Source organism: Megalodesulfovibrio paquesii (assembly GCF_054653055.1).
This window is the reverse complement of the sequence record NZ_BAAIGQ010000009.1, coordinates 16,630-42,565: the sequence shown is the minus strand read 5'-3', so window position 1 is coordinate 42,565 and position 25,936 is coordinate 16,630. Positions and strand designations below refer to the sequence as shown.

General features: G+C 62.6%; 22 protein-coding genes and 1 pseudogene. 14 read left to right on the top strand and 9 right to left on the bottom strand.

Translation table 11 applies throughout. The features are described from left to right. Nucleotides 1–50: 50 nt before the first annotated feature. Complete coding sequence (locus ACYQ00_RS20670) at nt 51–1,121, top strand: hypothetical protein (RefSeq protein WP_460033944.1); 1,071 nt, start codon at nt 51–53, stop codon at nt 1,119–1,121. Between the two features lie 3 nt (nt 1,122–1,124). Beyond that, nucleotides 1,125–3,641: a c-type cytochrome gene (locus tag ACYQ00_RS20665; protein ID WP_460033943.1), complete on the top strand. Its 2,517-nt coding sequence runs from the start codon at nt 1,125–1,127 to the stop codon at nt 3,639–3,641. Between the two features lie 59 nt (nt 3,642–3,700). On the opposite strand, the gene ACYQ00_RS20660 is transcribed toward ACYQ00_RS20665, so the two are convergent. Continuing rightward, nucleotides 3,701–4,483 carry an SEC-C metal-binding domain-containing protein gene (locus ACYQ00_RS20660; RefSeq protein WP_460033942.1) on the bottom strand — a complete coding sequence of 261 codons (783 nt, stop codon included), beginning with the start codon at nt 4,481–4,483 and terminating at the stop codon, nt 3,701–3,703. Between the two features lie 421 nt (nt 4,484–4,904). Here ACYQ00_RS20660 and ACYQ00_RS20655 point away from each other — a divergent pair, with 421 nt between their 5' ends. The 11 genes from ACYQ00_RS20655 to ACYQ00_RS20605 all read left to right on the top strand — a co-directional run bounded on the left by ACYQ00_RS20655 (nt 4,905) and on the right by ACYQ00_RS20605 (nt 18,131). Next, a complete protein-coding gene (locus ACYQ00_RS20655; RefSeq protein ID WP_460033941.1) occupies nt 4,905–5,672 on the top strand; it encodes a methyltransferase domain-containing protein in 768 nt (255 codons plus the stop codon). Between the two features lie 35 nt (nt 5,673–5,707). Next, nucleotides 5,708–6,616: a metalloregulator ArsR/SmtB family transcription factor gene (locus ACYQ00_RS20650; RefSeq protein ID WP_460033940.1), complete on the top strand. Its 909-nt coding sequence runs from the start codon at nt 5,708–5,710 to the stop codon at nt 6,614–6,616. A gap of 295 nt (nt 6,617–6,911) precedes the next feature. Next, nucleotides 6,912–8,276: an NAD-dependent succinate-semialdehyde dehydrogenase gene (locus tag ACYQ00_RS20645; protein ID WP_460033939.1), complete on the top strand. Its 1,365-nt coding sequence runs from the start codon at nt 6,912–6,914 to the stop codon at nt 8,274–8,276. A gap of 138 nt (nt 8,277–8,414) precedes the next feature. Further along, the gene (locus ACYQ00_RS20640) at nt 8,415–10,163 is read left to right on the top strand and encodes a sigma-54 interaction domain-containing protein (RefSeq protein WP_460033938.1); all 1,749 of its coding nucleotides are present in this window, start codon (nt 8,415–8,417) and stop codon (nt 10,161–10,163) included. Between the two features lie 589 nt (nt 10,164–10,752). Beyond that, nucleotides 10,753–12,054 carry a 4-aminobutyrate--2-oxoglutarate transaminase gene (gabT, locus tag ACYQ00_RS20635; protein WP_460033937.1) on the top strand — a complete coding sequence of 434 codons (1,302 nt, stop codon included), beginning with the start codon at nt 10,753–10,755 and terminating at the stop codon, nt 12,052–12,054. A gap of 29 nt (nt 12,055–12,083) precedes the next feature. Continuing rightward, nucleotides 12,084–13,313 (top strand): ABC transporter substrate-binding protein, encoded by a 1,230-nt coding sequence (locus ACYQ00_RS20630; protein ID WP_460033936.1) that lies wholly within the window; start codon nt 12,084–12,086, stop codon nt 13,311–13,313. A 66-nt stretch (nt 13,314–13,379) separates the two neighbouring features. Further along, nucleotides 13,380–14,273: a branched-chain amino acid ABC transporter permease gene (locus tag ACYQ00_RS20625; RefSeq protein WP_460033935.1), complete on the top strand. Its 894-nt coding sequence runs from the start codon at nt 13,380–13,382 to the stop codon at nt 14,271–14,273. 18 nt (nt 14,274–14,291) lie between these two features. Further along, nucleotides 14,292–15,347 (top strand): branched-chain amino acid ABC transporter permease, encoded by a 1,056-nt coding sequence (locus ACYQ00_RS20620; protein WP_460033934.1) that lies wholly within the window; start codon nt 14,292–14,294, stop codon nt 15,345–15,347. Beyond that, on the top strand, nt 15,344–16,069 hold the full coding sequence (locus ACYQ00_RS20615; protein WP_460033933.1) for an ABC transporter ATP-binding protein: 726 nt from the start codon (nt 15,344–15,346) through the stop codon (nt 16,067–16,069). The genes ACYQ00_RS20620 and ACYQ00_RS20615 overlap by 4 nt, the downstream gene beginning before the upstream one ends. Next, the gene (locus tag ACYQ00_RS20610) at nt 16,056–16,766 is read left to right on the top strand and encodes an ABC transporter ATP-binding protein (RefSeq protein WP_460033932.1); all 711 of its coding nucleotides are present in this window, start codon (nt 16,056–16,058) and stop codon (nt 16,764–16,766) included. Before ACYQ00_RS20615 ends, ACYQ00_RS20610 begins: the two co-directional genes overlap by 14 nt. Before the next feature lie 216 nt (nt 16,767–16,982). Next, nucleotides 16,983–18,131 (top strand): AAA family ATPase, encoded by a 1,149-nt coding sequence (locus ACYQ00_RS20605; RefSeq protein WP_460033931.1) that lies wholly within the window; start codon nt 16,983–16,985, stop codon nt 18,129–18,131. Nucleotides 18,132–18,179: 48 nt separating this feature from the next. Here ACYQ00_RS20605 and ACYQ00_RS20600 read toward each other — a convergent pair whose 3' ends face one another. Beyond that, nucleotides 18,180–19,655 (bottom strand): hypothetical protein, encoded by a 1,476-nt coding sequence (locus ACYQ00_RS20600; protein WP_460033930.1) that lies wholly within the window; start codon nt 19,653–19,655, stop codon nt 18,180–18,182. Nucleotides 19,656–19,744: 89 nt separating this feature from the next. Further along, nucleotides 19,745–20,446 (bottom strand): glycosyltransferase family 2 protein, encoded by a 702-nt coding sequence (locus ACYQ00_RS20595; protein ID WP_460033929.1) that lies wholly within the window; start codon nt 20,444–20,446, stop codon nt 19,745–19,747. Nucleotides 20,447–20,906: 460 nt separating this feature from the next. Between ACYQ00_RS20595 and ACYQ00_RS20590 the strand changes: the two genes are divergently transcribed. Continuing rightward, a complete protein-coding gene (locus tag ACYQ00_RS20590) occupies nt 20,907–22,079 on the top strand; it encodes a SpoIIE family protein phosphatase (RefSeq protein WP_460033928.1) in 1,173 nt (390 codons plus the stop codon). A gap of 163 nt (nt 22,080–22,242) precedes the next feature. Here the strand turns inward: ACYQ00_RS20590 and ACYQ00_RS20585 are convergent. The 6 genes and pseudogenes from ACYQ00_RS20585 to ACYQ00_RS20560 all read right to left on the bottom strand — a co-directional run bounded on the left by ACYQ00_RS20585 (nt 22,243) and on the right by ACYQ00_RS20560 (nt 25,912). Then, nucleotides 22,243–22,970: pseudogene (locus ACYQ00_RS20585) on the bottom strand (cytochrome c biogenesis CcdA family protein). Further along, a complete protein-coding gene (locus tag ACYQ00_RS20580; protein WP_460033927.1) occupies nt 22,970–23,332 on the bottom strand; it encodes a thioredoxin family protein in 363 nt (120 codons plus the stop codon). Before ACYQ00_RS20580 ends, ACYQ00_RS20585 begins: the two are co-directional and overlap by 1 nt. Beyond that, nucleotides 23,329–23,607, bottom strand: coding sequence for a putative zinc-binding protein (locus tag ACYQ00_RS20575; RefSeq protein WP_460033926.1), 279 nt, complete (start codon nt 23,605–23,607; stop codon nt 23,329–23,331). The genes ACYQ00_RS20580 and ACYQ00_RS20575 overlap by 4 nt, the downstream gene beginning before the upstream one ends. 133 nt (nt 23,608–23,740) lie before the next feature. Further along, nucleotides 23,741–23,977, bottom strand: coding sequence for a thioredoxin family protein (locus tag ACYQ00_RS20570; protein WP_460033925.1), 237 nt, complete (start codon nt 23,975–23,977; stop codon nt 23,741–23,743). Between the two features lie 12 nt (nt 23,978–23,989). Then, nucleotides 23,990–25,294 carry a permease gene (locus ACYQ00_RS20565; RefSeq protein WP_460033924.1) on the bottom strand — a complete coding sequence of 435 codons (1,305 nt, stop codon included), beginning with the start codon at nt 25,292–25,294 and terminating at the stop codon, nt 23,990–23,992. A gap of 162 nt (nt 25,295–25,456) precedes the next feature. Further along, nucleotides 25,457–25,912, bottom strand: coding sequence for an arsenate reductase ArsC (locus ACYQ00_RS20560; RefSeq protein ID WP_460033957.1), 456 nt, complete (start codon nt 25,910–25,912; stop codon nt 25,457–25,459). Between the last annotated feature and the right edge of the window lie 24 nt (nt 25,913–25,936).

Genomic DNA, 25,936 nt, shown 5'->3' with positions numbered 1-25,936 from the left:
GAACGGCGGGTAATTATGCAGTGTGCTACAATCTCAACAGTGAGCGTGCCATGGAAGCAAGCGCCTTCATCCCGGCAGCGGATTCCATTCCTGCTGCCCCGTGGTTTTTCCGGCTGTTGCTCGATGCCACCTTTGCGGTGCATCTGCTTTTCATGAACGCCATGCTTGGGTTGTGCCTCATTGGATTCGTACGTTCGCTCAAACAGACAGGCCATCGGGCCAAGGCCCTGGGGCAGCAGGCGGGCATGGTTCCAAGCTTTACCGCGCTGGCCGTGAACATCGGCGTGGCCCCGCTGCTCTTCGTGCAGGCACTGTATGGGCAGTTCCTGTATGTCTCCAACACACTTATGGCCGTGTGGTGGGTGGGCATCTTTGTGATGGTAATGGCCGCCTACGGTCTGGCCTACCGGCAAAAATATGCCCTGCACAGAGGGGAGGGGAGGGGGACCCTGGTCTGGGCGCTCATGAGTCTGTTGTTGCTTGCCGTGGCGCTGGCGCAAACGCAAAACGCGGTGCTCTTTGTCCGGCCGGACCTCTGGCACGGATATTTCGACCAGCCAGACGGCCGCCTGCTGCCCTGGAGCGATCCGACCCTCTGGCCCCGGTGGCTGCATTTTGTCACCGCTGCCGTGGCCATTGGTGGCCTGACCCTGGCCATGGTCGGCCACCGGCGCACCAGGCACCACGATCCCCACGGCGCCAGACTGACCGCGGACGGCCTGCACTGGTTCGCCTGGGCCACGGTGGTGCAAATGACCTGGGGGATCTGGTGGCTCATGGCGCTGCCCCAGCCGCTGCTGTTGGCCTTCATGGGGGGCGATACCGCCGCCACCGGACTGTTGCTGGCCGGTCTGGCCGGGGCGCTGACTGCGGTGCTGCTGGCGTTCAAGGGCCGGCTCATGGCCACGGCCGTGGCCGCGGTGGGCACGGTGCTGATCATGACCGCCATGCGCGGCGTGCTGCGGCAGCTGTATCTGCAGCCGTATTTTGATCCTGCCAATCTGTCTGTACGTCCCGAGCCGAGCACGGTGGTCATGTTCCTTTCCTGCGTGGCCGTAAGCCTTGGGGTGGTCATTTGGGCCGCACGACATCCCATGGTCGACAAGAAAGGGAGGGTCTAGACCATGGAATACCCGTTTTTGCACTGGCTGACCTGGGGTGGCGGCCTGCTCATCGCCCTGGTGGCCACCATCCATGTTTTTATTGCGCATTTTGCCGTGGGCGGCGGCCTGTTCATCGCCATCATGGAAACCCGGGTCCAGCGGCATGGCCTGACAGCCCTGAAGGACTACCTTCGCCATTACGCCAAATTTTTCCTGCATCTGACCATGGTTGTGGGCGGGCTGACGGGGGTGGGCATCTGGTTCACCATCTCCATCGTCGCCCCGGCGGCCACGTCCATTCTGATTCATGATTTCGTGTTTGGCTGGGCCACGGAATGGACGTTCTTTCTGGCCGAGATCGTGACCTTGCTGGTCTACATGCGTTCTTTCGAAGGCGAACGCTCCACGCGGCGGCTGATTCTGGCCTGGCTGTACTTCGTCTTTGCCTTTGGGTCGCTGGCAGTGGTGCAGGGCTTCATTTCCCTGATGCTTACGCCTGGCGACTGGCTGGAAACTCGGCGGTATTGGGACGGGTTCTTCAATCCGACCTACTTCCCAGGTCTGGTTTTCCGCTTTGCCATGGCCGCTTCCATTGCGGGGGTGTTCGGGCTGATGACCGTCCAGGGCGCGGCGCTGGGGGGGGGCGATGCGGTGGAACGCAAGCGGCTGACCCGCTTTTGCGCCTTGTGGGCCGTGCTGCCCCTGCCGGTGGTCGTGGCTTCGGGCTGGTGGCACATTGTGGTGCTCAGTCCGGAACAGCAACTCATGGCCCTGGGCCGTTCGCCCGAGGTGGCCGCCGGGATGCGCGTGTTCTGGTGGGCCGGACCCATCGTCCTGGCCGGGGGAGCCTTGCTGACGGCCAGGCTGCCCCGACGCGCCGCCCGGGTGCTGGCCATGGCCACCCTGGCCGCCTCGTTTCTGTTCCTTGGCTCCTATGAATTCATGCGCGAGGCCGCACGCCGGCCGTATCTGATCACCGGGCTGATCTACTCCAATGGCATTCTCACGGCCAACGCCGCCAGACTGAACGAAACGGGCATCCTCTCCCAGGCCCGTTGGGTCAAACACAAGACCGTGACGCCGGAAAACCGCCTGGACGCCGGCCGCGAGCTCTTTTTCCTGGAATGCGCAAGCTGCCACAGCGTAGGCGGCCCCATGCTGGACATCCTGCCCCGCAGCGCCCGCTACAGCACCGCCGGCATGGAAGCATTGCTGACCGGCCTGGGCAAGATCACCAAATACATGCCGCCGTTCTTCGGCAACGCCGCAGAAAAGCAGGCCCTGGCTGCCTGGCTGACGGAAGGGTTGCATCAGGTCACCCCGCCGGCAGCCGTGGAGCTTGTCCAGGTGGACGAAGCCGTGCCGCCCTTTGCCGAGGAAGCCGAATTCATGCTCACTGCCGCGGCGGATCACGGTACGCAGATGTGGTTTGATTCCACCAGGATTGATCTTGGATCCCCGGCCCAGGGCCTGACCGCCCAGCTTATCCGGCGTGGCATGTCTCCCGAGCTGGTCACCGAAGAAGTGACTTTGACCTGGAGCGTCCCCGGCCAGGGCAATGGAACCCTGACGCTGACGGAACGGGCTTTCCGGGCCGAAAATCTGCCCGTCTCGCCCTATGCGGTGTCCGGCTTCCAGCCTTATCCCGTGGCCACGCTCCAGGCGCGCGACACTTCCGGTGCGTTGCTGGCGGAAACCAAGGTTATCTTGCCCGTTTCCACGGAACTTGGCTGCAACAACTGTCACGGTGGCGGCTGGTCGCACGGCGTGGCCGGCATTGCCGAGGCCACGGCAGCGGATATACTCAAGAGCCACGACCGCATGAACCTGACGGATCTGTCCAGCCAGGGCGGCAAGATTGCCTGCCGTTCCTGCCACAAGGACGAGGACGCGCCGGGCAAGACGGTTCCCAACCTCTCCACAGCCATACACGGCCTGCACGCCGTGTATCTGGCCGGCCGCGGGGCCGATGCCTGCGCCATGTGCCATCCCGTCAATCCCAAGGGGGCCACCCGCGCCTTCCGCGGCCCGCATGACGATGCCGGCCTGGACTGCACAGCCTGCCACGGTGGCATGGAGGATCATGCCCTTTCTCTCATCGCGCACGAGCAGACCCGGGGCGTGCAGGGCGTGGCCCGCTATGCGGCCGTACTGGCGCCGGAAGGCCAGGCGCAGGACAGCGCGGCCCCCCGGCAGGCCCCCCGGCAGGCCTGGACTGGCCAGCCCACCTGCGAAACCTGCCACACAGACCTGATGGACCCCCAGGGTTCTGAGGCCTTCGGGGTCTGGACGGCCAAGGCCTCCGAACGTTTCAAGGCCCGTCAGGACGAGCTTGGCGCCGTGTTCTGCTCCGGCTGCCACGGCCAGATGCACGGCCTGTACCCGGCTCACAACCCCTACGGCGCAGACCGCGACAACCTCCAGCCCCTGCAGTACCAGCAGGCCGCCCGCCCCCTGGGCGCAGACAAGCAGTGCCGGGCCTGCCACACTGACGACATGGACAGCCCCGTGCACCATCAGGGCATGGGCCTGGAATAATACCGCAAGGTTGGGATGCCTTTCCCGGAGAAAGGCATCCCACCATATTCTCGAGAGGGTTACGCTCCCCGGCCGGGCAGGCGATGCAGGTCCGCATGCATGGCCAGATACAAGGCGCGGATCTCCCGGTCGCCCTGGAGCAAGACGGCGTCGGCCTTGGCGCCGCCGCCCCCAAAGGGCAGGGTGCCCCGAAGTTCCAGCACGCGCGGCTTGAAGGACGCGGGGAACAGCACGGGCGAAATGCCAATGAGCATCTCAAACCCTTCCATGGCAGTTATGGAGCAGAACAGGATATCCCCCTGCTGCAGCTGCCGTGAGGCGCTCTGTTCCGTCACTGAGCGCTCGGCGTCGGTGAAGAGATCCTGACAGCGGAAACCTTCGCCGGGCTGCACGGCAAAGATCTCGCAAAACGTGAAGGGCCTGCGGCCCACGGCCGCGAGGATTTGCCGCTCCCTGGCGTCAAGGCTGCGCCCCTTGCGCTGCAGAAACACCTCGGCAATGGTCAGATCCGGAGGGTAGGGCGGCTCCAGCGTCTGCAAGGCGTCAGGGGTTGGTATCCAGGTGAACAGGGCCCAGGGCACGAACAGCTGGGAGAATCCCTGGAACGGCTCCCGCCCGCTTTGGTCCAGCGCTTCCAGAAAAAACGCGTCCAGGGCAAGGTCCATGATGTCCATGCCCAGTTCCCGTTCCGTAAACTGCATGAGCTTGTCCGCAAGGGCGTTGTAGGTGTCGCTGATGCGACGATACGGCGTGTTTTCGGCCTCCTGCAGGGCTGCCAGACAGCACTTCTTGTATTTTTTTCCGCTGCCGCAAGGGCATGGGTCATTACGACCAACCTTCATGAGCTCCGCCGGTATTGATGAGGTTGCCTGAAGCCGCGGGACACGGGGCCGCCGTCATGCGTCCCGCCCGCCAGAACGATTTCCGGGGGACCATACGGCCAGCCCGCATGCGGGACAAGCGGTTTCCACCGGCCTGCACCGGTGTCACGCGGCGTCACGCGGTGTTACGGGACGCCACGGGGCCTTCAGCTTTCCATGCTCAGATGGGCGATGCGGCGGGGAGGCTCGGTGGAGGCGCCCCAGCTCCAGCACGGCCGGAATCAGCCCAGGCTGGACGAAACAGTCGGCCATTGCAGCCGTCTGGACAGCGCAGTGCCCTGACTTGGCGGAAGGGAGAAGCGGCAGATCGTGGGAGTACCATTCTTGAATTGACATATTCGAATTTTAGAATATATTGAAGCCTGATACAAAGGAGGCTTCAATGAAACCGAATGGAACGCATCTCCAGGTGTCCACCGCCTATTCCCGGGCTCTGGAGCAGGCGCTGCAGGGGGCGCGGGATGGGTGTTGCGGTGGGTCTGTGGTGGCTTTTGCCGGCTATGGGCCGGAGGCCGCGACGTATGACGGGGTGAGCGGCCTTTCCTTTGGCTGCGGCAACCCCCTGGCCCTGGCCGGCGTGCAACCCGGGGAAGTGGTGTTGGATCTGGGTTGTGGCGCCGGGCTGGATCTGCTGCTGGCCTCGGATCTTGTCGGGGCGCAGGGCAGCGTGATTGGCGTGGATATGACCGATGCCATGCTGGACACTGCCCGGCGCCATATCGAGGCCGCCGGAAAAAGCAATATTGCCCTGCGCAAAGGCTGCATTGAGGCCCTGCCCGTGGAAGATGGCAGCGTGGATTGGGTCATCTCCAATTGCGTCATCAACCTGTCCCCGGACAAGCCGGCCGTGTTCAGGGAGATTGCCCGCGTCCTGCGGCCAGGCGGGCGGATCAGCATTTCCGACATAGTGGCCGAGAACCTGCCTGACAGACTGCGCTGCGACGAGGCCGCCTACTGTGCGTGCGTGGGCGGGGCCATGGCGGAGGCGGCCTATCTCCAGGGCCTGACCATGGCAGGTCTGGTGGAGGTGCAGGTGGCCGACCGACTGGTGTATGACGAGGCCCAGCTGCGCGGGCTCCTGGCCCGGGACAATGTGGAAGGGGTACTGGGGCGCGTGGCCAGCATCCGGGTGACTGGCCGGAAAGCATGACCGTCATGGTTTCGCCATGACAGAAAGGGACATATATGGAACAAGTTGCGCGAGTCCTGGCCGCGTTGGGCGACCCTGCCCGCCTGCGTCTGGCGTTGTTGCTGCGAGCCGGGGAGCTTTGCGTCTGCGATCTGCAGGCCGTGCTGGATCTGCCGCAGTCCTCTGCCTCGCGCCAGCTGGGAGTGCTCAAACAGGCCGGCGTGGTGGAATGCCGGCGCGAAGGACGGTGGATGTATTATCGCCTCGCCCTGGAGGCAGCCCCCGCGCTGCGGCCGCTCCTGGCATGGTTTGACGCCCTGGGCCGGACCGAGCCCCTGGCCCTGGAGGATAGGGCGCGTCTGGACCTGCGGCACGCGCGTGCTGCCGCCGGGGGCGCTGGCTGTGAATCAACAGAGGAATTTGCCGGAATCATCTTTCATAACGCACGGAGAATGGATGTGAAACACGCAAATGTCCTATTTATTTGCGAGCACAACAGCGCTCGCAGCCAGATGGCAGAGGCGTATGTGGAATTGCTCTCCGAGGGCAGTATCACTGCTGCCAGCGCCGGGTTCGATCCTCGCCCCATCAACCCGCTGGTGGTGGAGGTGATGCGCGAAGATGGTGTGGATCTTTCGCAAAAAGCCCCGCAAAGCGTGTTTGAGGTGTTCAAATCCGGCGCGGTGTTTCAGGCCGTGATCACCGTCTGCGACGAAGGCGCTGCGGCGGCGTGTCCGGTGTTCCCCGGGCTGACGCACCGCCTGCACCTGCCTTTCCCCGATCCCGCAGCCCTGGAAGGCACGCATGAGGAAAAGCTGGCGGAAACCAGAAAAATACGTGACCAGATCAAGGCCATGGCCCGGGATTTCATCGCCTGGTACCGCGCCCCCAAGGAAAAGCAGCTTGGCGAGCACTGGCAGTGGGTGGACATCGCGGGCAAGGCGGACACTGCGAATCGTGGATAAACGGCCGCCTGTCCCGGTGCCGCCTGTCCGGCATGCCGGATCGATCCAGTATTGAATCAGGCTCTTATTGTTTAAATTCATCGGGATACTTGCGCCAATGATTCATTGGTGAATCGCTAGCGCGTGGCATGTGCAGGTGCCACGCGCTAGTTTGCTCATATAATTCCATTTTCCAGACAAGGCACACTCCCTGCTAGTCAACATGCGCCACTGTGCTGCCCGGTGAGGCCCCGCGGCCCGTGACGGCTGGGCGCGCAACAGTCCGCTATTGTTCATAACTTGCAAGGAGTGAGGAATGGCCATCCAGAGCGTCAATCCGGCCACCGGAGAAATGCTTGCCTCGTTTGATGCGTATACATCCGAACACACGCAGCAGATCTTGGACGCCACGGCAGCGGCCTGGGATACCTGGCGGCTACTCAGCTATGCCAAGCGGGCAGAGTATCTAAAAAAGGTTGCCGAGGAACTGCGGCATCACGCGCCCTGGCTGGCGGAGATCATGGCCCGGGAAATGGGCAAGCCCGTGCGCCAGGGCGAAGGCGAAGTGCTCAAGTGCGCCACGGTGTGCGATTATTACGCCACTGAGGGCGAGGCCATGCTGGCCCCGGTGCCCGTGGCCGGTGCGGGCAGAAAGGCCTTCATCACGTACGAGCCCCTTGGCACGGTTCTCACGGTGATGCCCTGGAACTTCCCGTTCTGGCAGGTGTTCCGCATTGCTGCGCCTTCCCTGATGGCGGGCAATGCGGTGGTGCTCAAGCATGCCTCCAACGTGCCTCAGTGCGCCCTGGCCATTGAGCGGATCTTCAAGGATGCCGGCTTTCCGGAGCATGTGTTCCGCACCTTGCTCATTGAGGCCCGGCAGGTGGAAGCGGTGCTGGATCACCCGTCCGTCTTCGCCGTCAGCCTCACGGGCAGCGAGCCGGCCGGCCGCAAGGTGGCCTCTGCCGCAGGCGCCCGGCTGAAAAAATCCGTGATGGAACTGGGCGGCAGCGACCCCTTTATTGTGTTGCCCGATGCCGACCTGGACGAAGCCGTGAAGATTGCCACCATGTCCCGCTGCGGCAACACCGGCCAGACCTGCATTGCAGCCAAGCGCTTCATTGTGCTGGATGGCGTCTATGATGCCTTTGTCGCCAGGCTGACCGCAAGTTTCCGGGCGCTGGTGGTGGGGGATCCGCTGGACCGGGCCACGGACATGGGGCCCATGTCTTCCGAAAAGTTGCGGCAGGAGTTGCAGGAACAGGTGGATCGCTGCGTGGCGGCGGGCGGGCACATCATCCTGGGCGGGAGCATTCCGCAAGGCCCAGGAGCGTTCTATCCTCCGACGATTATTACGGATGTGCCTGCAGATGCAGGCGTGTGCCAGGAGGAACTGTTTGGCCCCGTGGCCCTGGTGTTCCGCGTGTCCTCCGTGGATAAGGCCGTGGCTCTGGCCAACGATACCCCCTTTGGCCTCGGCGGCTCCGTCTGGTCGCAGGATGAGGAGGGCGCGGTGGAGATTGCCGCGCGCATCCGCACCGGGTGCGTGTTCATCAACAGTCTGGTGCGCAGCGATGTGCACCTGCCCTTCGGCGGCATTGGCAATTCCGGCTACGGCCGCGAGCTGGGCACCTATGGGATTCGCGAATTTGTCAATGTCAAACCCATCTGCATTGGCTGACGCCGCGCCGTACGCGCGCGGGACGTCGGATCCCAGGCAAGGCGGGGGGCCATGCGCTCCCCGCTGCCTGCAATTCCGGCGTGTTGCCATGTCAGCACCCTGCTTTTCGAGACGCATGCCGTCTGATACAGAGTGATCATGATGCCATCCGCCGACCTGCTCTCCATCTTCGATTCCGTGAGCTACGCCGTGGTTGCGCTTGATCTGGACTGCCGCGTGCTCTACCTGAACAAGGGGGCCAAGCTTTTTTTGCACAAGCGCGGCCGGAATGTGGAGGATTGCCTTGGCGGTCCAGGTGATCAGATTTTGCCCCTGGCCACGCCCAAGGCGCGCAAGGCCCTTACCACTGCCGAGTTCAAGGCCGGCGTGGGCCGCATTGTGGACAAGGGCAACCAGCTTTTTTTCGAAATCACCCCCCTCATGCAGGAAGGCAGGCTTGCCGGCGCCGTCATCAGCCTGCAGCGGCCGGAGCGCTTCGAACAGATGGCCTGCAGTCTGGAAACCTACCAGAATCTGGCCCGCCGGCTGCAAACCATCTTTGATTCCTCCAGTGATGGCATCTGGGTGACGGATGAAAACGGCGTGGTGCTGGACATCAACCACGCCTCGGAACGGCTCAATGGCCTGAATGCCGCCACCCTGCGCGGGCAGAATGTCCGCAACATCCTGGAGCGTGGCCTGATTGACGATTCTGTCACCATGCGCGTGCTCAAGACCAAGCGGCAGCAGACCATCATCCAGAACATCAAAAAGACCGGCAAGCAGCTGCTGGTGACCGGCACCCCGGCCTTTACCGACAAGGGCGATCTCTTTCTGGTGGTGGCCAACGAACGTGACATCACCGATCTGAACACCCTGCAGGAAAATCTGGAGCAGGCCCGCCGCGCCCAGGAAAAAGTCCAGCGCGAACTGGACGGGCTGACCATGCTGGAATACGAGCGCGGCGGCGTGGTGGCGGAATCCAAATCCATGCGCCGCGTGTTGATGACCTGCCTGAAACTGGCCCAGCTGGAGGCCACCACCCTGTTGCTGCTGGGTGAATCCGGCACGGGCAAGGGGTTGCTGGCCAAGTTCATTCACAAGAGCGGCCCGCACAGCGCCAAGCCGTTCATTTCGGTCAACTGCGCGGCTCTGCCGGATGCGCTGTTTGAGGCGGAACTCTTCGGCTACGAAAAAGGGGCCTTTACCGGGGCCCTGGAAACGGGCCGGGTGGGGCTGATGGAACTTGCCGGCGAAGGCACCCTGTTTTTGGATGAAGTGGGCGAAATCTCCCCCTCCGGTCAGGCCAAGCTGCTCAAGGCCCTGGATGAGCGGGAATTCCTGCCCCTTGGCGGCAACAAGCCCCATCCGCTCAAATGCGGCATCATTGCTGCAACCAACCGGGATCTCAAGGCCATGGTCGAGGCCAAGAAATTCCGGGAAGACCTGCTCTATCGGCTCAAGACCTTCACCGTTTCCATACCACCGCTGCGTGAACGGCGCGAAGATCTTTTTGAACTGGTGACCCTGCTGCTTAAACAGGATAACGAGCGCTTCGGCACACGCAAGCGCATCACCCCGCGTTTTTTGGATAAGTTGCAGCGGCATCCCTTCCCGGGCAACGTGCGCGAGCTGATGGGCCTCATCCATCAGGGTGTGGTCATGTGTGATGACGAGGTGCTGGACGAGTTTCTGGAAGATCAGATCGGCAGCGCCGTCGAACGGACTGAGACGGAAGAACCCACCTCTCTTGCTGCCGCCGTGGACGCCGTGGAGCGGGAAATGCTGCTCAAGGCGCGCTCCGTCTGCCATGGCACGCGGGAGATGGCGGCCTATCTCGGCATCAGCCAGCCTTCCGTGGTGCGCAAGCTCAAGCGTCACGGCATCCGCCCACCCCGCGCCGGCTGAAAAAGACCGCCCGGGGGAAACCCTTTCTGAAGAAAGGTTCTTCCCCCGATCCCCCTTTCCAAAGACTTTTATTGGTATTGCAGGATACTATCAAAGCTTTCGAAGGGCAGGGTGCGAGAAGGGGATCCGTTTACAAGGGGTGCGCCTCTCGTCCCTGTCGTGCTCCTGAGTACCTTGCGCTCCCCGCGCCATGATCCTCTCCTGCCTGCTCGCCCACACAGCCCGCGGCTTGCGACAGATTCGATTTACAATTGAATCACCGCTGGCGAGCCTGTTTCAGGCGGCAATTGTGTGGGCACGTCTATCACGCTGATTTTGCAGCACAAATAATGACATTTTTGTCGAAAACCAAAATTGTTTTGATAATCAAGCCGCTGCTGCTGTAGCGTATCAGGATTGATTCAACTATGAATCGAATTTTCGAGTGAATCGCACAAAATTTGGCGATGTGATTCATTGTTGCATCATTGCATTGTAAGTTTTTGGGCGCATGGCCCATTAACCATCTGAAATACTAACTGATGTCCAAAAAGGGCACACTGGTTGATAGAGGAGGGTTCAGGCAACAGCATCTCAAGAGAGGAAAAGCATGAACCAGCTGACAAAAGCGTTGTTGGAAAGAAGAGCCAAGGCCGTTCCGCAGGGCGTGTTCAACGCCGGCCCCGTCTTTGCTGCCAAGGCGGAAGGGGCGATCATTACGGATGTGGAAGGCCGTGAGTTCATTGATTTTGCCGGCGGCATCGGCGTGATGAACGTGGGCCACAATCACCCCAAGGTGGTGGCCGCCATCAAGGAGCAGGCAGACAAGCTGCTGCACTCCTGCTTTCACATCGTCATGTATGAAGGGTACGTGGCCCTGGCGGAAAAGCTGGCCTCGCTCACGCCCGGTTCCTTCCCCAAAAAGGCCGCCCTGTTCAACAGCGGGGCCGAAGCCGTGGAAAACGCTGTCAAAATTTCCCGCCATGCCACCGGCCGGCAGGGGGTGGTGGTGTTTGAGAACGGCTTCCATGGCCGTACGTTGCTGGCCATGTCCCTGACCAGCAAGGTCAAGCCCTACAAGTTCGGCTTTGGTCCATACGCGCCCGAAATTTATCGCATTCCATACGCCTATTGCTACCGCTGCCCCGTGGGCAAGGAGTATCCTTCCTGTGGTGTGGCTTGCGCCGACCTGCTGCGCAATGCCTTCATCAACAATTTCGCGTCAGAAAACATCGCCTGCCTGCTGGTGGAACCCATTGTGGGCGAGGGCGGCTTCGCCACGCCGCCCAAGGAGTATTTCCCCAAGCTCAAGGCCATCTGCGAAGAGTTCGGTATCGTCTTTATTGCGGATGAGGTGCAGACCGGCGCGGCCCGCACCGGCAAGATGTTCGCCATGGAGCACTGGGGCGTGGAGCCGGATCTGGTGTGCATGGCCAAGTCCATCGGCGGCGGCATGCCCATCTCCGCCGTGGCCGGCAGGGCCGAACTGATGGATGCCCCCCAGGTGGGCGGCCTGGGCGGCACCTACGGCGGCAACCCCGTCTGCTGCGCCGCCTCCCTGGCCGCACTGGAAGCCATTGAGGAGGAAGGCCTGGTGGCCAGGTCCGAGGCCCTGGGGCAGAAGCTCTTTGCCGCGTTCAGCCAGATGCAGCAAAAGTACCCCCTCATCGGCGATGTGCGCGGCAAGGGCGCGATGATCGCCCTGGAGCTGGTGCACGACCGCACCGCCAAGACCCCGGCCGCGGACAAGGCCAAGGCCCTGACCGCCTTCTGCTTCGAAAAGGGCCTCATTCTGCTGTCCTGCGGCAATTACGGCAACGTCATCCGCACGCTTATGCCCCTGGTCATTACCGATGCCCAGCTGGACAAGGCCCTTTCCATTATCGACGAAGGTTTTGCCGCCATCGCATAACGCCCCCCACCACGCATAAGGAGAGAAGAATGAAACGATTTTCCCTGCGCGCCGCCGTCTTGCTGCTGTGCCTGGCCCTGCCGGGCACGGGTTTTGCCGAAACCGTCGTGAAAGTGGGCAACATCCTGCCGCTTTCCGGTCCCTCCGCCTCCGTGGGTCTGCAGGGGAAGCAGGCTCGTGAAATGGCCGTGGAAGAAATCAACGCTGCTGGCGGCATCAAGTCCCTGGGCGGCGCCAAGATCGAGCTGTTGTATGCAGACTCCAAGTCTGACCCCAACGTGGGCGTGACCGAAGCCGAACGCTTCATCAACACGGAAAAGGTGCACCTGATCACCGGCGCCTGGAACTCCGGCGTCACTTATCCCTCCACCGCGGTGGCTGAACGCTACGGCATCCCGTACATCGTGCCGGTTTCCGTGCGCGACACCATCACCGAGCGCGGCTTCAAGAACGTGTTCCGCATTGCCGCCAAGGACTCCTGGTGGACTCGCGATCAGTTCGCCTTCCTGAAGGACATGCAGAAGGAGTTCGGCGAAACCCTCTCCACCGTGGCCTTTGTGTATGAAAATGGCGACTGGGGCACCGGCTTTGCCGCCCAGTGGAAGGAACTGGCCAAGAGCGCCGGCATGCAGGTGGTGCTGGACGAGCCCTACGCGTCTTCCTCCACGGACCTGACGCCGCTGGTGAACAAGATCCGCCGGGCCAAGCCCGACGTGCTGCTGCTGGTTTCCAACGCGGCCGACGCCATTCTGCTGACCAACACCCTGGCTGACTACAAGGTGAGCCCCAAGGTCATCCTGGGTTCCGGCGGCGGCCATGCCGACCCGACCTTCCTTTCCGGCTGCGGGGAGAACGCCCGCTATGTCTTTGATATCGTGGAATGGGAAGCGGACGTGAACAAGTCCGGCGCCAAGGAAGCCAACGAGAAATACAAGGCCAAATTCGGCACCAACCTCACGGGCGAAGCCGTGGATGCCTACGTGGCCATGTACGTGCTGGCGGACGCGCTGGAACGCGCCGGCTCCCTGGAGCCGGCCGCCATCCGCAAGGCCCTTGCCGAAACCAACTACAATTCCGGCCCTGGCATGATTGTGGCCTACGACGCCATCAAGTTTGACGAATCCGGCCAGAACCAGAACGCCGCCCTGGCCATCGTGCAGATCAACGACCTGGGCAAGGGCCTGGAACGCATCACCGTGTGGCCCAAGGGCGCCCGCCGCGCGGGCTACACCCCCGTCTTCCCCATGCCCAAGAAGTAACCGCCACCTCCCCCCGACGTGGAGCAGGGCCCGGGCCCTGCTCCACAAACCGTCCGGAGCCCTTTCATGGATTTGGTCTTCATCGCACAGGATTGTATCAACGGCGTGCTCATGGGCCTGATATACGGTCTGGTGGCCTTGGGGCTGACCCTGATTTTCGGGGTGCTCAAAGTCATCAACTTCGCCCACGGCTCGTTTCTCATGGTTGGCATGTACGTCGCGTACTGGGCGGTCACCCTTTCCGGGCTGCATCCATATCTGGCTCTGGTGATTATTGTTCCCGCCATGTTCTTGTTCGGGTACTGGATCCAGAATCTGCTGATCCGCCCCATCTTCATTGCTGAAAGGAATGTCCGCGAGCCCATCACGGTCATCATCGTCACCACCGGCCTTTGGTACGTGCTGGATAACCTGGCGCTGCTGGTGTTCGGCCCGGATTATCGCGCCCTCAATCCCAACCCGCTGAAGGGCCAGATGCTGGAGATGGGCGAGATCCTGATCTCCGCCCCCAAGCTGTACGGTGCCATCGCCACGCTGCTGACTGCCGGCGGTCTGCATCTGTTTTTGCAGCATACCCGCCTGGGCCGCGCCGTGCGGGCCACCAGCCTTGACCGTGAGGCCGCGGGGTTGATGGGCATCGGGCAGTGGAAGATTTTCAACATCGCCTTCGGCATCGGCACGGCTGTGGCCGGCATTTCCGGCGCGGTGCTCACGCCGTTTTACAATGTCTACCCCACCGTGGGCATTCCCTTTGACATCAAGTCGTTCGTCATCGTGGTGTTGGGCGGGCTGGGCTCCATCTGGGGCGCCCTGGCAGGCGGCATCATCATCGGGCTTATCGAGTCCATCGGCCCCAATTTCATGGCCTCCACCTGGACGGAGGGCATAGTGTACGCCCTGTTTCTGCTGGTGCTTTTTGTGAAACCTTCTGGCCTGTTCGGACAGAAACAGGACTGGTAAGCCAAAGGCGGACGACCCATGACACAACAACAATTCAAGCGCAATTTCCTCATTGCCGTCACGCTGGCGGCCTTTGCCCTGCCGCTGGTGGTGCGCAGCGCAACATACCTGCATATTTTGATTATTCTGTATGTGTATGCGTACATGACCACCACCTGGAATCTTGTAGGGGGCTTTGCCGGGGTGCTGCCGCTGGGGCATTCGGTATTTGTGGGCATCGGGGCGTACACCTCCACCGTGCTGTGGTTGCAGTATGGCGTGACGCCGTGGATCGGCATGCTTGTGGGCGGGCTGCTCGCCGCGGCCGTGGGCTTTTTGATCGGCAAGCCCACCCTGAAAATGCGCGGGGCGTATTTTGCCCTCTCCACCATGGCCTTTGTGGAGGGCATCCGCGTGATGGTGGAAAATATCGACATGCTCGGCCCGTTCAAGCTGAATGGCCCGCGCGGGCTGAACATCCCGCCCCTGCAGCAGGGCGAGGGCAGCTTCTGGGCCTTTCAGTTCGCCAGCAAGGAGCCGTACTATTACATTATCCTGCTCATGCTGGTGGCCGTGGTGATCATGACCTGCGCCATTTCCCGTTCCAAGATAGGGTATTACCTCAAAAGCGGCGGCGAAGACCCGGAGGCCGCGCAGGCCCTGGGCGTGAACGTGGCCCGGTACAAGGTCCTGGCCATGGTGCTTTCCTCCTTTCTCACGGCCCTGGCCGGCACCTTCCTGGCCCAGCTGACCCTGTTCATTTACCCCAAAAGCGTGCTGACCCTGGATTTGTCCTTTGAGCTGGCCTTCATCGCCCTCATCGGCGGGCGTGGCTCCATTGCCGGGCCCATCATCGGGGCGCTCTTGCTGCGGCCGGTGACGGAATTCAGCCGCATTTATTTTTCGGCCACCCTGCCCGGGCTGCATCTGATCATTCTTGGCGTGATTCTGATCGTCGTCATGCTTTACCAGCCGCGCGGCCTGACCCTGCCGCTTTCCCGAATCCTCGATTCCCTCGCCGCGCGCTTCTCCAGCACCCCCGGAAAGACGCCAGACACCCCGGCCAGCACGTTGCCGCAGGAGGGCCAGCAATGAGCCTGTTGCAAGTTCAGGAAATCACCATGCGTTTTGGCGGCCTCGTGGCCGTGCATGAACTGAGTCTCGAAATCGAACCGGGGCAGATTCTCGGCCTCATCGGCCCCAACGGCGCGGGCAAGTCCACGGCCTTCAACTGTGTGGCCGGCCTGTACAAGCCCACCAAGGGGCGCATCCTCTTCAACGGCGAGGATGTCACCGGTGAAAAGCCCTGGAATCTATGCAAAAAAGGTCTTGCTCGCACTTTTCAGATCGTCAAGCCCTTCCAGTCCATGACCGTGCTGGACAACGTCACCGTAGGGGCCTTCGCCACCACGGACCGCCGCGACGAAGCCCGCGACAAGGCCCAGGAGGTGCTCTCGCTCCTGGGCATGCGGGACAAGCAGGACGCCCTGCCCGGCTCCCTGACCATTGCGGACCGCAAGCGCCTGGAAATCGCCCGCGCCCTGGCCACGAATCCCAAGCTGCTGCTGCTGGATGAGGTGATGGCCGGCCTGCGTCCCACCGAGGTGGACGACATGATTGCCATCATCCAGTCCCTGCGCCAGCGGGGCATGACCATTTTTGTCATCGAACACATCATGCGGGCCATCATGGCCCTTTCGGACGAAATCGTCGTCATCCACTTTGGCAAGAAGATCTGCCGCGGCAAACCGGAGCAGGTGGCCCGGGACGAAAATGTCATCAAGGCCTACCTGGGGGAAAACTATGGCACAGCTTAATCTTGAAAACGTCAATGCCGCCTATGGCGACGTGCAGGTGTTGTTCGACCTGAACATCACCGTGGAAGAAGGCGAGGTGGTCTCCATCATCGGTGGCAATGGCGCCGGCAAATCCACCATGCTCCGGACGGTTTCCTCCCTCCTGCAACCCACCTCCGGGACCATCACCTTCAACGGCGAAGCCATGCACACCCTGCCCCCGGAAGAGGTGGTGCACCACGGGCTGGTGCACGTGCCGGAAGGCCGGCGGCTCTTCTCGCTCATGAGCGTCAAGGACAACCTCCTTGCCGGTGCCCACAACAAAAAGGCTTACGCCGTGCGGGAAAAGACCCTGGAGGAGGTCTATTCCATGTTCCCCCGCCTGAAGGAACGCGAGCACCAGGCCGCCATGACCCTTTCCGGCGGCGAGCAGCAGATGGTGGCCATTGGCCGCGGCCTCATGGCCTGCCCCAAACTGCTGATGCTGGACGAACCTTCCCTGGGCCTGGCACCCATCCTGATTGCGGAAATCTTCCGCACCATCCGCGCCATTGCAGACAAGGGGCTCACGGTGTTGCTGGTGGAGCAGGACGTCAAGCACTCCCTCAGCCTCTCCGATCGTGGCTACGTGCTGGAACACGGCCGGCCGGTGATGGAAGGGGCAGCCAAGGATCTGCTGGACAGCCCTTACATCCGGGAAGCCTACCTCGGCATCTGACGCGAACCCTCATGCGGCGCGAGGAGGGCCAGGGGAAGGCCTGGCCGCCCGCCCCGCCCCGGCGATCCGGCCCGTTGCAATTTCACAACTATTTTGTTGCAAACTTTTTGCGACAACTTTATTGTGTTGGCATTCCGGTGCAGGGGGACTGAGAGTGCCTGATGCCGGCCCTTCCTGCCCATTCTGTTCGGCCGGGCGACCGTGTTGGAGGCGTGTATGGCGATGGCGCGCAATCCCTTTTCCCTGGAGGCGCTGGATCCGGGGCAGCGTCTGTGCGACCGCGAACAGGAGCTGCAGGACCTCCTGCACCACGCCCGGCAACACACCAATGTGGTGCTGTACGCGCCCCGCCGCACGGGCAAGACCTCCCTGGCCCGCCGGGTGGAACATGAACTGCAGCGCGAGGGCTTCGTCACCGTGCAGGTGGACTTCTCCAAGGCTGCCAGTGTGGACGGCGTGGCCACCCGCATTGCCGGGGATCTCATGGCCGCGCTGTACCGGCGGGAATCCAGCCTGGAGACGATCACCCGTTATGTGAAGGCCCTCAAAACGCTGCGGATATCGATAGGCGTCAGCCAGACGGGCGATGTCTCCTTTGCGCCGCAGCTGGATACCAGCGTGCCGGATCCCCTCAGGCGTTTCGAGCAGGCCATGGAGGAGTTCGCCACCTTTGTGCGCCGGCACGATGCCTTGCGGTTCTTCTTCATCTGGGACGAATTCCAGGAGATCAGCCGCATCAAGGAGGCTCCGCAGCTGGAGCGCATCATTCGGGCAGCCATCCAGGGGTTGCCGGCGGCGTTCTTCTTTCTGGGCAGCCGGCGCAGCGTGCTGCGGGCCATGTTTGAGGACGAACGGCGCATGTTCTTTCGTTCCAGCCAGACCATGGACCTGCCCCCGCTGCCCAGACCGGCCATGGAGCAGTACCTGGGGGCCGGCCTGGCCGACCTGGGGTACGGCGAGGCCGAAGTCCCGGCGGATCTGCTGGCGGGCATGGCCGAAGCCAGCCGCGGATATGCCTATTATCTACAGCACTTGGGAGCGGAGCTGCACCGGCGCCTAACCGCCGGGGAACGTCCGGGCCTGGCGGAACTTCCGCTGCTGCTCGCGCGCATCCGGCGCTCGGAGGAGCCCATCTACCGGGCCTTCATTCAGCCGTTGTCCGCCACACAGCTACAGGTACTCAAGGCCGTGGCCGCCATGCCCGGCGCCCAGGTGGGCAGCAGGGATTTTGTGCAGCAAACCGGCGTGCCCGCCTCCACGGCAAGCTACAATCTGAAGTACCTGGCAGAACTTGATCTTGTGGAAACACGCGAAGACGGCCTCCATGTGGTGGACCCGTTCTTCGGGCAATGGCTGCTGGAATAGCGGCCGCGCCTTGCGGTTGCAGCGTGCCGCGAGTCGCAGGATTGGCGGTCAGGAGGCATCGGGGCGCACCAGTGGGGCGTTCCACCCGCGGGCATCCAGGAAGGTCTGCCGGGCAAAGAGCCTGGAGTGCGGATCGGCATACACCAGCACCCAGCCGGGCAGGCGACGCGCTGTGTGGAACATATCGTCGCTGGAGGCAAAGAGCAGCAGGTCATGGGGCCATTGCTCCAGAAAAGCCATGCCGCCAGCCCGGCCGTACATGAAATCGAAATAGGCGGCGGTGATCTCGGGCGGATACACCGTTTCGTACCGGCCATCGATGCCAATGCGGCACGCTGGAGCCAATTCCCACAACAGGTATTCCCCCCAGGCGAAATTGGAGAGAATGTTTCCGCACAGCCCGGCATCCTTGAGGAACCGCACTGCTCCCACAGGATAGAACAGCCGGTTGTCGTGAGGGGTGGTCTTTTCCAGGGCCGCGAGCGTCAAGGGGTGGATGTGCCGCAGCCGGCCGGCCAGTTGCCATGCGGTGTCGGCAAGCAGCAAGGGTGGCACGCACAGCCATACCAGCCCCAGCCAGCGCCACCGGTTCGGACTCGCAGGAGAGTTCTCCTTGAGCGAGGCGAGGAACGTGTCCAGCATGGAAGGTGCATATATTCCGAACGCCAGTGCAAAAAAGACCAGGTGCCGCACGTGGCTGGCGGCCATATAGCCCGTGATCAGCAGCACCCCCAGGGCCGGATCCTTCCGGTTGTCCCGGGGCAGACACAATGCCGCCGCCACCAGGGCCAGCGCGCAGAAGAGCAGGGCGTGCCCCTGGTATTCGCCGCCGCGCAGCATGAACAGCACGGATTTCCATTCCACAATTTCGGAACGGGGCAAGGTCACGGCATCGAGCATTTCATGCCAGTATGCAAGGCCATAGGGATTGCACAGCGTAACCAGACCGGCCGCAGCGCCGGCAAGCGCGTAGGGCCATGCGCTCCTGCGCTGGAGCAGGGCCGCGCAGCAGTAGATTCCCGGCATGGCCAGCCCGGACAAAAAACCGCCGTGCAGGTTGGCCCACACCAGCATGAGGGGCGTGAGCATCCAGAGCGGTCGCATGCTGTTTCGCAGCCGACACCATTCCAGCAGTAGCAGGGTGATGGCGAAAAACAGATACGTGAAGGCCTGAGCCCGAATGGGGCTAAAGCCGAACGCGATGAAAGGACTCCACAACACCATCAGCAGCAACACGCTACAAGGCGAGGCCCCGCGGATTCGTGCCCCGCGGTACACGGCATATACCATGCTGCCGATAATCAGATATTTCAGCAGTTGCAAGGCCGGACCGCCCCACTGGGCATACAGGGGGTACAGCAGTACGCCGGTGAGCCATTCGTGATAAATCCACAGTTCCCGCGTAGGGAGATAGGAAAAGGGGTCGGTGCGCGGAAAGCCGGGAGCCGTCCAAAAGAGCCGGCCAAACGCCATGTAGCCCCACAAATCAAAATCCGCCAAATCTGACACCGACGCCGCAGCCACGGCGCACCCTGCGCCCAACCCCAGGCACAGAACCTGCCAGGGAGCGCACCAGGAAAAAAATGGCCATGACTGGCCGGAGTTATCGCGTTTCATTGCCGCAAATTGTATTTGAGGATGCAGTAGATGGCACGAACGCCATCACGCCAGCCGATCTTTTTGCCTTCGTCGTAGGTTCGGCCGTAGTATGAGATGCCCACCTCATACACCCGGGGCAGGCGCCCGTTAATCCGGCGCGAAATCTTGGCCGTGATTTCCGGTTCAAAGCCGAAGCGGTCTTCCTCGATGGTGATGGCTTGCAACAGCTCCCGCCGAAACGCCTTGAAGCAGGTCTCCATGTCCGTGAGGTTGAGATTGGTGAACATGTTGGAACAAAAAGTCAGGATGCCATTGCCCACGCGGTGCCAGAAATACAGCACCCGGTGCGGGCCGGCGCCCATGAACCGAGAGCCGTAGACCACATCCGCCCGGCCTTCCAGAATAGGCGCTAGCAACAGCGGATATTCGTTGGGGTCATATTCCAGGTCGGCATCCTGGACGATCACTATCTCCCCGGTGGCGGCGGCAAACCCGGTACGCAGGGCCGCGCCTTTGCCTTGGTTATGATCATGAAACAGCACCCGCTGCGCCTTGCTCGCGAGGTGGTGCCGCAACAGTTCCCGGGTGCCATCGGTGGAGCAGTCATCCACCACGATGATTTCCTTGTCCGGATACGGCGACGCCGCAACGGCATCCAGCACTTTTTCAATGGTGGCACATTCGTTGTAGCAGGGAATCACCACAGACAGCTTCACCTGCGCACCTCCTGCCTGCTCGTTGGCGTGAGCTTCCAACAGCCTGAAAAGAAAAGCACAGCCTGGGAGGTATGTCCAGCAGAAGTCGCCGCCACATTGGGCGCACTGCACAACGCGCAGGCCACCGGGCAAAGCGCCAGGGCCTGTACCGGCTGCTGCACGGCCAACAAGTTGACAGGCGTCTCACTAAATGGATAATTGCGAGTAGTGGAATATCCCTGAAGCTCAGTGTTGTTTTCGCCTGCCCTTTTTCAGGGAGCATGATCCGCCAAACCCTGTGGATGCAGCATAAGGCAGAGTTCCTGCGGCCCCCTGGCCGTCCTGCTGGCGAGCAGGGTTGCGTCTTTTACGCAGGGACTTATCTTGTGGAAGCAACAAAACCCTGTGGAACAGCAAGCCGGCCGGCCGGGGACGGGTGTGATACCGTGCAACCTGCGGTGCCATTGTTGTATGGGATGTCATGATGCACGACGAGGAACGACCCCAAGGCCACACGTTCAGCCCGATCTGCCCCGGTGTTTCCCCCGAAGAACGGCTGGCGGAATGCCGCCGTATTATCGAGCTGGCGGGAGAGGGCTTTTTCCTTATGGACGAGGCCCTGAAAATCACCCAGGTGAACGACGCGCTCGTGACCCTCATGGGCCGTTCCAAGTCCCAGCTTGTGGGGCGGCATCCCTGGAGCTTTTTCGACAAGGCCACCCAGGCCATGCTGGCCGTGCGCAGGCGGACCTTTATTCGCCAGGACCAACGCCATTTCCGCGCCGTGATCATCAGGCCGGATGGCACCTCCGTGCCGGTGATGATCCACGGGACCAGACTGCGGGACCATGACGGCAAGCCGGCCGGGCACTTCGTTTTTGTGACGGACATGACCGAGGAGGAACGCCCCCTGAACATGGCCCGGGAGGTGCAAGCGCTGCTGCTTCCCAAGACCCCCCCGGAGATGCCGGGCCTTGAGCTTGCGGGGCGCTGCCTCCCCTCCCATGCCGTGGGCGGTGATTACTACGATTATATCATTCCCTATGGTGCGGATGATCGACTGCAACTGGCCCTCGGCGACGTGTCCGGGCATGGCGTGGAGGCGGCGCTGCTGATGGCTTCGGTGCGCGGCATGGTGCGCATGCGGGCCACCCGTCCGGGGAGCATCTTGGAAATAGTTTCTGATCTCAATGTGTTGCTGTGTGAGGATCTCTGGGACTCCGGCCGCTTCATGACCTTTATGCTCTGCTGTCTGGATGTTGCAAAGGAAGAGTTGCGCTGGGTGCGGGCCGGCCAGGATCCCGGCCTGCTCTGGCGGGCTGCCACGGGAGAGATTATCCGCCTCGGCGGCAAGGGCATGGTGCTCGGGGCGGAACTCTCGGCGGAATTTGAGGAATCCGCCCTGCCCCTGGAACCGGGAGACTGTATTTGCCTGTCCTCGGACGGGCTGCGGGAAGCTCTGGACGGCCATGGTCATGGAACCATGTTCGGCTGGGAGCGCATGGAAGCGGCCCTGCGCAGCGGAGCCCCGCACGGAGCCCAGGGCATAGTCGAGGCCCTGGAATCGGCCCTGCTGCAGCACACCCGGGGCATGCCCCTGGAAGACGACGTCACCATGGTCGCTGCGCGATTCCTTGGCCGCGCCCGGGGCTAACCTGCGGCCGCCAGTATGTCTGTGCCGGCAGGATTGAGGATGATGCGATTGCCCCTGTCAATGCCCGCCAAAAACTGCGGGGAAAACAGGATGGCGAAGCACTGCCCCCGTCGTTCTGAACCCGCAAGAAGTACCCGCAGGGCCGCCTGAGTTCAGTTTGAACTTATGTGGTCACAAACGGTTGCGCCACAAAATACAATCCCAGCAGGCCGATGAGCACGCCGGCCCCGCGGCGGAAGACCAGACCGCCCTGCTGCCAGGACCGCTGGAGAGCAGGCGCTTGACCATGGCCGTGGAGCTGCCGGCAATGGCGATGGGGATGGCATGCCCCACGCCAAAGAGCAGGATGTACACAAGCCCCGTGGCCAGCTGTTCCTGCACGGTGATGATGGCCAGGATGGGCGCGATAAAGCCAAAGGTGCACGATCCCGAAAGAATGCCGTAGGCCAATCCCAGCAGAAAGGCCCCGCCGGCCCCGCGCAGCTTGAAGCGGGAGGTCAGCCCGCCCATGCCGCTGGCCATGGAGCACCCGGCCACGCCCAGCATGTCCGCGGCCACCCAAAGCAGGATGGCCCCGACAAGAATGGTCCAGTACGGCCCCACATCCCCCATCATCCGCCCCAGCATGGCCCCGACCACGCCCACGGCGGCGATGGTCAGGAACAGGCCCACGGTGAACAGTCCGGCGTACCACGCCGCCTGCCGGCCCTCCACGGCCTGTTCCTGCCCGCCCACATAGGCCACAATGAGGGGGATGGAGGCCAGATGGCAGGGGCTGAAGAGCACGCTGACCACACCCCACAGGAACGACCCGGCCGCGCCGACAAGCACCGCCGATTCGCCGCTGCCGGTGATCCATTGGTGGATGGTCAGAAACAGCTGGTCAAACATCACTGCACGCCCAGTTCCTTGAGCTTGGCTTCGATGAAAGCCTTTTCCAGAAAGCCGATGTGCCGCCAGCGTTCCCTGCCCTCGGCATCATAGAAGATCTGCGTGGGGATGGAGCGCAGGTCAAACTTGTCGGCCTCGTTGGGGTTCTCCCAGACGTCGATGAAGACAATGGCCGCACGGCCGTCATACTCCTTTTCCAACGCCTCAAGGATGGGGGCCATCATCTTGCAGGGGATGCATTTTTTGGCCCCGAGATCCACCATGGTTACCATGCCCGGCGTGGGCACCTGCGGCGCCTGGGCAAAGGCCAGGGACGCCATCAGCAGCAGCCAGGCAACACACCAGCCGGCGCGGCGGATCATGCCTGGGTCCCCAACAAGGCTGCTGCGGCATCGGCCACGCGGCGGATGGCGGCGTCTTCCACGGGCGTTTCGCCCTTTTTGAAGCCCATTTCCGTCAGTTGCATGTGCTTGAAGGCGGTGAAGCCGGCCTCCTGGAGGGTCTTTTGCACGCAGTTGAGGGGGCAGCCGTCGATGGCGAGGATCTCTGCCGCGGCTTCGGTGGTTTTCAGGATGCCGGACACCCGACCGCCCACGCCTGCCAGGCAGAACATCTTGCCCGTGCCTTCGCGGGTCATGAGCCGGGCGGCCTGATCGGCAGGGCGCCTACATCGGCCGCGCCGGAGCAGGCAAACACCAGTTTGGGCCCGGCGCTGCAGGCGCAGCCGCAGGGGGAAGAGGCTTGGGCCGTCACGTGATTCTCCTTGTATGTTATGAGGAAAGGAACTTCTTCAGCTCGGTCATGGAAGGAACCTTGCCCACCACCTTGACTTCGCCGTCCACCACCAGGGCAGGGGTGACCATGACGCCGTACTGCATGATCTGCTGCAGCTCGCTGACCTTTTCCAGTTCGTACTGGATGCCCAGCTCGGCGGCGGCGGCTTCCACGTCCTTCTTCAACTTCTCGCACTTGGGGCAGCCAGGGCCCAACACCTTGATCTGTTTCATGATAACCTCGGATTAGTTGACGATATATCCATACAACAGGCCGCTCACCGTGGCCATGACGATGACCAGCAAGACGAACACGGCCGTTTTTTGCGTGCCCATGACGCTGCGAATCACCAGCATGCTGGGCAGGCTCAGGGCCGGGCCGGCCAGCAGGAGCGCCAGGGCCGGCCCCTGGCCCATGCCGCTGCCGATGAGCCCCTGGAGGATGGGCACTTCCGTCAACGTGGCGAAATACATGAACGCGCCGGCAAAGGAGGCGATGAAGTTGGCCCGCAGGGAGTTGCCGCCCACGGCCTGGGCCACCCAGTCCGAGGGAATCAGGCCCTCGTGGCCCGGCCGGCCCAGGAGCAGGCCGGCAACGAGCACGCCGTACAGCAGCAAGGGCATGATCTGTTTGGCGAATCCCCAGCTCTGGCCGAACCAGTCCCGCAACTCGTCGTCTTCCGGACGGGTGCTGGCCAGGACGGACAAGCCCACCACCCCGGCCACAAAGGCCAGTTGCGGCTCACCGGGCAGGGCAATCCCCAGGACGATGGCAGGCGCGGCCGCGGCGGCCACCTGCCAGACCCTGGCCCCGAACCAGGCCACCAGCGTGGCCGCAAAGCCCAGGGCGCAGGCCGCGGTGATGGCCCACTTGGCCCCGTGAATGGTCGCCCACAGGCCCTCGGCTTCCGCCGGCTTGCCCCAGTTGGCGAAGACCAACACGCCGATCATGCTGGCGAAATACAGGACCGTCTGCCACAGGGGCCGCGTCTCGGGCACGGGCATGGCCGCCATCTGGGCCACCTTTTCACACTCTTCCCTGCGGTAGATCAGGTGCATGGCCAGGCCGATGAGCACACTGAAGACCACCGCCCCCGCGGCCCGGGCCAGACCCAGCTGCGGACCCAGAATGCGCGCCGTGAGGATGATAGCCAGGATGTTGATGGCCGGGCCGGAATACAAAAACGCCGAGGCCGGCCCCAGGCCCGCGCCCATGCGGTAAATGCCGGCAAACAATGGCAGAATGGTGCAGGAACACACGGCCAGCACCGTGCCGGAACAGGCGGCCACGCCGTAGGCGCAGACCTTGTTGGCCGTGGGGCCGAGATACTTCATCACCGCGGCCTGACTGACAAACACCCCGATGGCCCCGGCGATGAAAAACGCCGGCACCAGGCACAGCAGCACGTGCTCCTGGGCGTACCATTTGACCAGCTGCAAGGCCTCCAGCAGCGCGCCATCAAACCGCGGCGTGCCCACCGGCAGATAGAAGCAGGCCAAGAACACGGCGGCAATGCCCGCCAGGGCCTTCCATTCATGCTTCCAGAACATGGGGACTCCTGAGTTCTACATTTGGCGAACCGGCCAAGTACTGAGTCAAAAAAAAGCCGCGCGTACGGCAGGGGTGTATCTCGCACGCTATTTGGCAAAATCGCCAAGGACAGAATCTACCCGCGCTTCATATTCCCGTCAATAAAAAAGGAGAACGACGCTTCAGTCCGCTTGCGGCCCGTCCAGGGAAGCAGGGAGCCCTTCCACAAACGCCCGGATTTCGTCACGTACCCGGCGGTAGGGGGCCATGGCTTCCGCTTCGGTGACAGCGTCCTTTTCACTCTTGGCGGCCAGGGCGGGTGGGTCGTCAAATCCCACATGCAGCCGTTTGGCCGGGCCAAAGACCATGGGGCAGCTCTCATTGGCGTGGCCGCAGAGGGTGATGATCCAGTCGAAGTCCAGACTCGGCAGGTCGTCGATGGTCTTGGAAGTCTGCCAGGAAATGTCCACCCCGGCCTCGGCCATGGCCTGCACGGCCCGGGGATTCAGGCCATGCCGGACGATGCCGGCGGAGGCGACGTCCAGCGCCTCGCCCTTCAAGGCCCTGGCCCAGCCCTCGGCCATCTGGCTGCGGCAGGAATTTCCGGTGCACAGAAACAATATCCTCGTCTTCTTCACCATCTCCTCCTTTCCCCCACTGGA

What these genes read in the sequence shown, in the direction of transcription:
- ACYQ00_RS20670 (WP_460033944.1), top strand. Translation starts at nt 51, where the DNA reads ATGGAAGCAAGCGCCTTCATCCCGGCAGCGGATTCCATTCCTGCTGCC.
- ACYQ00_RS20665 (WP_460033943.1), top strand. Translation starts at nt 1,125, where the DNA reads ATGGAATACCCGTTTTTGCACTGGCTGACCTGGGGTGGCGGCCTGCTC.
- ACYQ00_RS20660 (WP_460033942.1), bottom strand. Translation starts at nt 4,483, where the DNA reads ATGAAGGTTGGTCGTAATGACCCATGCCCTTGCGGCAGCGGAAAAAAA.
- ACYQ00_RS20655 (WP_460033941.1), top strand. Translation starts at nt 4,905, where the DNA reads ATGAAACCGAATGGAACGCATCTCCAGGTGTCCACCGCCTATTCCCGG.
- ACYQ00_RS20650 (WP_460033940.1), top strand. Translation starts at nt 5,708, where the DNA reads ATGGAACAAGTTGCGCGAGTCCTGGCCGCGTTGGGCGACCCTGCCCGC.
- ACYQ00_RS20645 (WP_460033939.1), top strand. Translation starts at nt 6,912, where the DNA reads ATGGCCATCCAGAGCGTCAATCCGGCCACCGGAGAAATGCTTGCCTCG.
- ACYQ00_RS20640 (WP_460033938.1), top strand. Translation starts at nt 8,415, where the DNA reads ATGATGCCATCCGCCGACCTGCTCTCCATCTTCGATTCCGTGAGCTAC.
- gabT (WP_460033937.1), top strand. Translation starts at nt 10,753, where the DNA reads ATGAACCAGCTGACAAAAGCGTTGTTGGAAAGAAGAGCCAAGGCCGTT.
- ACYQ00_RS20630 (WP_460033936.1), top strand. Translation starts at nt 12,084, where the DNA reads ATGAAACGATTTTCCCTGCGCGCCGCCGTCTTGCTGCTGTGCCTGGCC.
- ACYQ00_RS20625 (WP_460033935.1), top strand. Translation starts at nt 13,380, where the DNA reads ATGGATTTGGTCTTCATCGCACAGGATTGTATCAACGGCGTGCTCATG.
- ACYQ00_RS20620 (WP_460033934.1), top strand. Translation starts at nt 14,292, where the DNA reads ATGACACAACAACAATTCAAGCGCAATTTCCTCATTGCCGTCACGCTG.
- ACYQ00_RS20615 (WP_460033933.1), top strand. Translation starts at nt 15,344, where the DNA reads ATGAGCCTGTTGCAAGTTCAGGAAATCACCATGCGTTTTGGCGGCCTC.
- ACYQ00_RS20610 (WP_460033932.1), top strand. Translation starts at nt 16,056, where the DNA reads ATGGCACAGCTTAATCTTGAAAACGTCAATGCCGCCTATGGCGACGTG.
- ACYQ00_RS20605 (WP_460033931.1), top strand. Translation starts at nt 16,983, where the DNA reads ATGGCGATGGCGCGCAATCCCTTTTCCCTGGAGGCGCTGGATCCGGGG.
- ACYQ00_RS20590 (WP_460033928.1), top strand. Translation starts at nt 20,907, where the DNA reads ATGATGCACGACGAGGAACGACCCCAAGGCCACACGTTCAGCCCGATC.
- ACYQ00_RS20580 (WP_460033927.1), bottom strand. Translation starts at nt 23,332, where the DNA reads ATGATCCGCCGCGCCGGCTGGTGTGTTGCCTGGCTGCTGCTGATGGCG.
- ACYQ00_RS20575 (WP_460033926.1), bottom strand. Translation starts at nt 23,607, where the DNA reads ATGACCCGCGAAGGCACGGGCAAGATGTTCTGCCTGGCAGGCGTGGGC.
- ACYQ00_RS20570 (WP_460033925.1), bottom strand. Translation starts at nt 23,977, where the DNA reads ATGAAACAGATCAAGGTGTTGGGCCCTGGCTGCCCCAAGTGCGAGAAG.
- ACYQ00_RS20565 (WP_460033924.1), bottom strand. Translation starts at nt 25,294, where the DNA reads ATGTTCTGGAAGCATGAATGGAAGGCCCTGGCGGGCATTGCCGCCGTG.